Raw genomic sequence first — 7,701 nt, 5'->3', positions numbered from 1 at the left:
ATATTAATGGTGCTCTTCCTAATATAGAGAAATTTTTGTACAATATAGAAGCAATATCTCCAAAATTTATTTTAACTATAGATAATTTTAATATTTTAGATGTTGGAGGTGGTAATTATCAATTTTCAGCAATTGGTAAAGTTTTTTTTAGAGATTTTTAGAAATTAAATATAAATATGAATAATTTATTTAAAAAACATTACGAAATATTTTTGTTTTTAATAGCTTTAATATTAATTGCTTTAATTATTTTTTTATTAATAAAAACAATAAATATTTTGAGTAAAAATTTTGATAAAGCTTTAACTATTCCTAATTTGTCTGAAAAAAATACAAATTTTAATATTCAGCAAGCAATTTTAATTTTGCAGAAAAGAAAATTAATTCAATAATTTTGACATTTAAGATTTTTATTTTATATAATAATTTTAGTTTTTGAATTTTTAAATAAAGTAAGCGCGCGTAGCTCAGCTGGTTAGAGCGTCCGCTTGACATGCGGAAGGTCCCCCGTTCGAGTCGGGGCGTGCGCACAAATATTTTTTTAAAACTTAATTTTTAAATATAAATTTTATTCTTGACTTTTTTATAAAACGAAATATAATATAAAGCACGATGGTAACTTTAGTAAATCTGTTAAGAAAAAGCGGCTGGCGTTAATTTTTTTTAATACATTTTAAAAATGTCAGCCGCAGTAAGCGGCTGATTTTGTTTGAGATGATAGAGTGGATTTTGGTGGTTGACAAATTAATATTTTACAAACTATTTACGTCTCGCATAGTTTGTAATTTTTTAGATGACAAGTATTAGGATGGTTGGTTTCTAAGAGCGTATGGTGGATGCCTCGACATTGGAAGGCGATGAAGGACGCGGCGTAGCGGCGATACGCCTCGGGGAGGTGCGTAGCAACCTATGATCCGGGGATTTCCGAATGGGGTAACCCATCTTGATAAACTCAAGATATTCCGAGTAATCGGAAGGCGTACCCAGGGAAGTGAAACATCTCAGTACCTGGAGGAAAAGAAAACAATAGTGATTCCCCAAGTAGCGGCGAGCGAAAAGGGAAATAGCCTAAACCTTGTCCTTTATAGGATAGGGGGTTACAAGAAAGAAACGCTTCTAAATTTTTTGCAAGATTTTTTTTGCAAAAGATTTAGAGTGGGAAAGTTACAAAATCATTTGTTAGTCGAATATTTTTGGAAAATAAAGCCATAGAGGGTGATAGCCCCGTAGACGAAAACAAATGATCTTTCTAGTTTCTTTTCTTAAGTAGCTTAAGGTCGGAACGCCTTGAGCGAAGTTGGGAGCACTATTCTCCCAAGGCTAAATACTTCCAATGATCGATAGTGAACTAGTACCGTGAGGGAAAGGTGAAAAGCAGGCCGGTGAGGCCGATGAAATAGAACCTGAAACCATATGCTTACAAGGAACCGGAGTCTCTTTAATGGGATGACGGTGTGCCTATTGAAGAATGAGCCAACGAGTTATTGTTCGTTGCAAGTCTAATCCTGATCAAATCAGGAGGAGGCGTAGCGAAAGCGAGTCTTAATAGGGCGATTAAGCAGCGGACAATAGACCCGAAGCCGGATGAGCTTACCTTGGCCAGGGTGAACCTCGCAGAAATGTGGGGGGAGGCCCGAACCGGTTGGTTGTTCAAAACCTTCGGATGAGCTGAGGTAAGGAGTGAAAAGCTAATCGAATTCGGTAATAGCTGGTTCTCTCCGAAATAGCTTTAGGGCTAGCGTCAGCGAAAAATTTTTCGCAGGTAGAGCTACTGGTTTATGAGTAAAGGGCGCAAGCTCGGCTCATGAGTCAAACTCCGAATGGCGAAAAATATGCGCTGATAGTCAGAGCGTGGGGGCTAAGCTCCATGCTCAAAAGGGGAACAGCCCAGATCACCATCTAAGGTCCCTAAATTTACGCTAAGTGTAAAAGGTAGTCATAATTCATAGACAGATAGGAGGTTGGCTTAGAGGTAGCCATCCTTTAAAGAGTGTGTAACAACTCACTATTTAAGAATTGTGGCGCCGAAAATGTACCGGGGCTAAGCGTAATACCGAAGATGTGATTCATTTATTTTTCTTATGAAAAATAAATGAAGGTAGGAGAGCATTCTAAATGCTGTGAAGCTTGACCCGTGAGGGCAGGTGGAGCGTTTAGAAGAGAGAATGTTGGCATGAGTAACCACTATCCTAATGAGAAATTAGGACCCTGAAAATCCAAGGTTTCCGTCCCGCTGGCAATCAGGGACGGGTTAGGCGGCCCTAAGCTGATGGCGAAAGCCGAAAGCGATGGACAGCTGGTTAATATTCCAGCCCTCCGTTATATTTCGATGGAGTGACGAAGCGTAGTAGATTAAGCACCTTATTGGTTTGGTGTTTGCTTGTTAAGAATAAGATGTAGGCAAATCCGCATCTTTGCATTAAATTGCAAATTCAAGACAAGCAACGAGATATGATTTTTATCATATCAAGTTAATTGAGCACGCTTCCAAGAAAAACTTCTAAGGTTAAATATAACGGATCCGTACCGGAAACCGACACAGGTGGATAGGGCGAGAAGCCCAAAGGGAACGAGTGATTCGCCGCTAAGGAACTCGGCAAAAAAGCTGGGCGTAACTTCGGGATATGCCCTTCCTTGAGCAATCAAGGACGCAGCGAAAGTCTCTCTGGCGACTGTTTACCAAAAACACAGCTCCCTGCTAACTCGTAAGAGGATGTATAGGGGGTGACGCCTGACCGATGCGAGAAGGTTAAATCTGCCGGTCAATACTTTGCTTTTTGTAAAGTATTGGCTGAGTGGACTAAGCCCTCGTCAATGTCAGCCGTAACTATAACGGTTCTAAGGTAGCGCAATTCCTTTCCGGGTAAGTTCCGGAGCGCACGAAAGGCGTAACGACTGGAGAACTGTCTCGGCGGCGAGCTCGGTGAAAATGCGATTCCCGTGAAGACGCGGGATACCTGCAGCGGGACGAAAAGACCCCGGAAGCTTTACTGCAGCCTGGTGTTGTTTTTAGGATTTTGATGCGTAGCGTAGTGGGGAGGGGATGAAGCTCTGATTCCGGTCAGGGCAGACCCGACAATGAAACACCCATCTTCAAAATTTTAAAAACTAACTTTATAAGAACCGCATTGCGGAAGCTTATAAAAGACAGCGCTTGGTAGGCAGTTTCAATGGGGCGTTGTCCTCCTAAAAGGTAACGGAGGAGTTTATTAAGGTCGGCTTAGTCCGGATGGAAACCGGACTGGACGTGCAAAGGCAAAAGCCGGCTTGACTGCAAGACCGACAAGTCGCGCAGGTGCGAAAGCAGAACTTAGTGACCCGACGGCTCTTTATAGAAAGGCCGGAGACACCGGATAAAAGCTACTCCGGGGATAACAGGCTGGTGAGGCCCAAGAGTTCACATCGACGGCCTCGCTCGGCACCTCGATGTCGGCTCACCCTAGCGCGGGGGTGGAGAAGCTCCCAAGCGTTTGGCTGTTCGCCAATTAAAAGGGTACGTGAGCTGGGTTCAGACCGTCGTGAGACAGGTTGGTCTCTATCTGCTGCAGGCGCAAGATACTTGAGGGGAGTTGGCCCTAGTACGAGAGGACCGGGCTGAACGTACCTCTGGTCTACCGGCTTTGGCACCAGCTGAACTGCCGGGTAGCTATGTACGGACGGGATAAGCGCTGAAAGCATCTAAGCGCGAAGCCTACCCCAAGATAAGGTATCATGGGTTTCGTGGTAGATTACCACGTCTCCGCAAGGAGCTCTGTTTTTATAGCAGAGGATAGGCTCTAGGTGTAAGCACCGTAAGGTGTTTGCTTATATAATTTCAAATTTGTAAATTTTAAATTCCAACTTCGGTTGGGTTTAAGATTTCAAAGGAGAGTTATATAAGCTAGCCGAGGAGTACTAATAACCCGCCCAACCATCCTAATACTTGTTATTTAAAAGTTTAAAAACCGCATTAATTTCCTGGTGATTAAGTTTAGCGTGATCCACCCGTTCCCATTCCGAACACGGAAGTGAAAGCGCTAAACTCTGATGATACTAGCCGATTCGTCGGCTGGGAAAGTAGGATTCGCCAGGAAATTAATGCGGTTTTTATTTTTAGAAGTATTTGAAATTATTAGATTTTAAAATATAATTTATCTATATGAAAAAATATGATTTTTTAAAAATTGAGAAAAAATGGCAAAATCAATGGTTAAAAAATAAAGTTTTTCAATCTAAAGATTTTTCTTCAAAACCAAAATATTATCAACTAGAGACATTTCCTTACCCATCTGCTCAGGGTTTGCATACTGGACATCCAAAGGGTTATACAGCTGAAGATATTTTAGCTCATTTTCATAGAATGAATGGTTACGAGGTTTTATATACAATGGGCTGGGATGCTTTTGGTTTGCCAACTGAAAATTATGCTATTAAAGTTGGAAAATCTCCTAAAGAAGTTGCATTATCTAATATAGCTAATTTTAAAAGACAAATTCAAAGTTTTGGTTTTTCTTATGATTGGTCTAGAGAAATTAATACTTCTGATCCTCAATATTATAAATGGACTCAATGGCTTTTTATTCAACTTTATAAAAATGGTTTAGCTTATAGGAAAGAAGCTGATGTTAATTGGTGTTCAAGTTGTAAAACTGTTTTAGCTAATGAGCAAGTTATTGGTGGTCATTGTGAAAGATGTAATTCTAAAATTGAACAAAGAAAAATGGAGCAATGGTTTTTAAAAATAACTAATTATGCTTCAAGATTAATTAATGATTTAAAAAATGTTGATTGGCCCGAAGGGACTAAGAAGAGACAACTTGATTGGATTGGTAGATCAGAAGGAGCAATTTTAGAATTTAAAATAGACAAAATTAAAGATTCAATTAAAGTTTTTACAACAAGAGCAGATACTTTATTTGGAGCAACTTTTTTGGTTTTAGCTCCTGAACATTACCAAATTCAAAAATTAATTAATTTTATTTCTAATAAAAAAGAAGTTTTAAATTATATTGAGCAAACAAGACATAAGACTGCTTTAATGCGTCAAGAAGGAGCTGGTCAAAAAACAGGAGTTAGATTAAAAGGTGTTTTTGCAATTAATCCTGCCACAAATCAAAAAATTCCAATTTTTATTGCTGATTATATTTTAATGGATTATGGGACTGGAGCGATAATGGGCGTACCAGCTCATGATGAACGTGATTGGGAATTTGCTAAAAAATATAAATTAAAAATTATTCAAGTAATTAAACCATTTAATGGCGATTGGAATATTAATAAAAAAGCTTATATTCATGATGGGTTATTAATTAATTCAGCTGAATTTAATAATTTAAATTCTGTTGAGGCTCGAAAAAAAATTATTAAAAAATTTAAAGGTAAAAAAACCTGGCAATATAAATTAAGAGATTGGTCTGTTTCTCGCCAGAGATATTGGGGTGTTCCAATCCCAATTATTTATTGTAAACATTGCTTTGAATTAAAAAATAAAAAAGAAATTAAAAAATTAAAATATGGTATTGATTGGACAAAATTTAATAATATTAATTATTTAATTCATTCAGTTCCTGAAAAAGATTTGCCAGTTAAACTTCCAGATTTGAAAGATTATCGCCCACAAGGCAAACCACCACTTGCTTCATCTGATGAATTTATAAAAGTTAAATGTCCAGTTTGTGGGAAAGATGCTTTACGTGAAGTTGAAACATTAGATACTTTTGTAGATTCTTCTTGGTATTATTTGCGCTATGTTGATCCTCATAATCAAAAAGAAATTTTTAATAAATCTAAAGCTAAATTTTGGTTGCCGGTTGATTTATATATAATTGGAGCCGAACATACTGTTTTACATTTATTATATTCAAGATTTATCACTAAATTTTTATATGATTTAGGATATATTGATTTTCAGGAGCCTTTTTTGAAAATAAGACATCAAGGATTAATTTTGGGCGCTGATGGTCAAAAAATGTCAAAAAGTAGAGGCAACGTTGTAAATCCTGATGAAATTATTCAAAAATTTGGAGCAGATACTTTTCGAATGTATGAAATGTTTATGGGCCCATTTGAAGATGCTGCACCATGGTCTACAGAAGGAGTTTTGGGCGTCCATAGATTTTTAAATCGTTTTTGGAATTGGTCTCAAAAAAATATTTTAGAAATAAAAAAACACAATATTAAAACTTCTTTTAAAGCCTTACAATTTATTCATCAAACCATTAAGAAGGTTACTATTGATATTCAAGCTTTAAATTTTAATACTTGCGTTTCTTCTTTTATGATTCTTTTAAATAATTTAGAAAATGAATTTATTAGTCAAAATGATTTAGAAAATGTTTTAAAAATTATGTATCCTTTTGTTCCGCATATTTGTCAAGAATTGTGGTGTGATTTAGGAAATAAATCTTATATTGATTTTGAAGAATGGCCTAAATTTGATGAAAAGATATTATTAACTCAAAAAGTTAATTTAATTATTCAAATTAATGGAAAATTTAAAACTATATTAGAAATTGATAAAGATATGAATCAAAAAGAAATTTTGCAAATTATAATACAAAATGAAAAATTAAATAAGTTAATTAATAATCAAAAGATAAAAAAGGTTATTTATATTCCAAATAAGGTTATTAATATTTTAATTTAAAAATGAAATACGTTTTAACATTTGTTTTAATAATTATTATAATAGCTTTTTTGTTTAGTATTGGTTTATTTAAAAATTTGCAATTAAAAAATTTTAATTTTTTAAAGTATATTTTTCCAACTTCTACTTATAATTATATGTCTTTTTATGGCAATAGAAATAATACTAGTACTTATTTAGGACGTATTCGTTTTAATAATAATTCTCATTTAAACAATTTTAATGAAAGTGAAGTTTCACCTTATGCTGGAAAAGTATTTATAGAAGATATTAAAATCTATGGTAATCAAGGTCAAAAATATGAAGAAATTATTTTATCTGTTAGAGGTCTACAAAATCAACAAAAAATTAATATTAGCGGCTGGTCTTTATTTTCTAATAAATCAAATTTTATTATAACTTTTGGTTTAAAAAATTTAGATTTTTCAAAAGTTTTTAAAGAATCCAGTATTGTTTTAGAAAATAATTATAAAGTTAAAATTTATTCTACTCATAGTCCGATTGGAGTTAATTTTGAATTAAATAAGTGTAGTGGTTATTTAAATGAATTTTATAAGTTTATTCCTAATTTGCCAAAAAATTGCCCTAAAATTGAAAAAAGGGAAATTGCACATTTGAGTGGTTTATGCCAAGATTTTATTTTAGGCTTAAAAACTTGCGAGGTGCCAAATCAATTTAGGATTATAGATAATGATCCAGCTTGTTTAAATTATTTAAAAAATATAAATTATCAAGGTTGTTTTGATAAAAATAAAAATAAATTTGATTTTTATACTAAAGAATGGATTATTTTTATGAATAAAGAAATATTAGATGATTTACATGATAGGGTTTTACTTTATGATAATAAAGGACTTATTGTAGATGAATATATTTATTAAATAATTTTATAAAATTAATTTATTGATATTAATTTATTTTCTTTCATCAAGAATTAGGGTAAAATTTAAAAATTTGCCAGATCTCCATATAAGAAAATTAATTTTATCTCCAATGTTTTTTTCTTCTAAAATATTTAAAATAGTATAATTTTGATTTATTTTTTTACCATTGCATTCTAAAATAATATCTTTTTC

Annotated in this window: 3 protein-coding genes, 1 tRNA gene and 2 rRNA genes; all 6 read left to right on the top strand. The window is 34.1% G+C overall.

Annotated features, from left to right (window positions below):
- Nucleotides 1–176 precede the first annotated feature (176 nt).
- The 6 genes from N2692_03000 to N2692_02975 all read left to right on the top strand — a co-directional run bounded on the left by N2692_03000 (nt 177) and on the right by N2692_02975 (nt 7,506).
- The gene (locus N2692_03000) at nt 177–392 is read left to right on the top strand and encodes a hypothetical protein (protein ID MCX8016234.1); all 216 of its coding nucleotides are present in this window, start codon (nt 177–179) and stop codon (nt 390–392) included.
- A gap of 64 nt (nt 393–456) precedes the next feature.
- Nucleotides 457–530, top strand: a tRNA-Val gene (locus N2692_02995).
- A gap of 279 nt (nt 531–809) precedes the next feature.
- Nucleotides 810–3,832, top strand: a 23S ribosomal RNA gene (locus tag N2692_02990).
- Nucleotides 3,833–3,956: 124 nt separating this feature from the next.
- Nucleotides 3,957–4,072, top strand: a 5S ribosomal RNA gene (rrf, locus tag N2692_02985).
- 66 nt (nt 4,073–4,138) lie between these two features.
- Nucleotides 4,139–6,625, top strand: a complete 2,487-nt coding sequence (leuS, locus tag N2692_02980) for a leucine--tRNA ligase (GenBank protein MCX8016233.1) — start codon at nt 4,139–4,141, stop codon at nt 6,623–6,625.
- A 2-nt stretch (nt 6,626–6,627) separates the two neighbouring features.
- Nucleotides 6,628–7,506 carry a hypothetical protein gene (locus N2692_02975; protein MCX8016232.1) on the top strand — a complete coding sequence of 293 codons (879 nt, stop codon included), beginning with the start codon at nt 6,628–6,630 and terminating at the stop codon, nt 7,504–7,506.
- Nucleotides 7,507–7,701 lie beyond the last annotated feature (195 nt).

This window comes from Patescibacteria group bacterium, from assembly GCA_026415775.1.
Taxonomy (GTDB): domain Bacteria; phylum Patescibacteriota; class Minisyncoccia; order UBA6257; family JAAZHW01; genus SKW32.
Note: the sequence above shows the minus strand (reverse complement) of the source record. Positions and strands in the feature narration are given on the sequence as shown.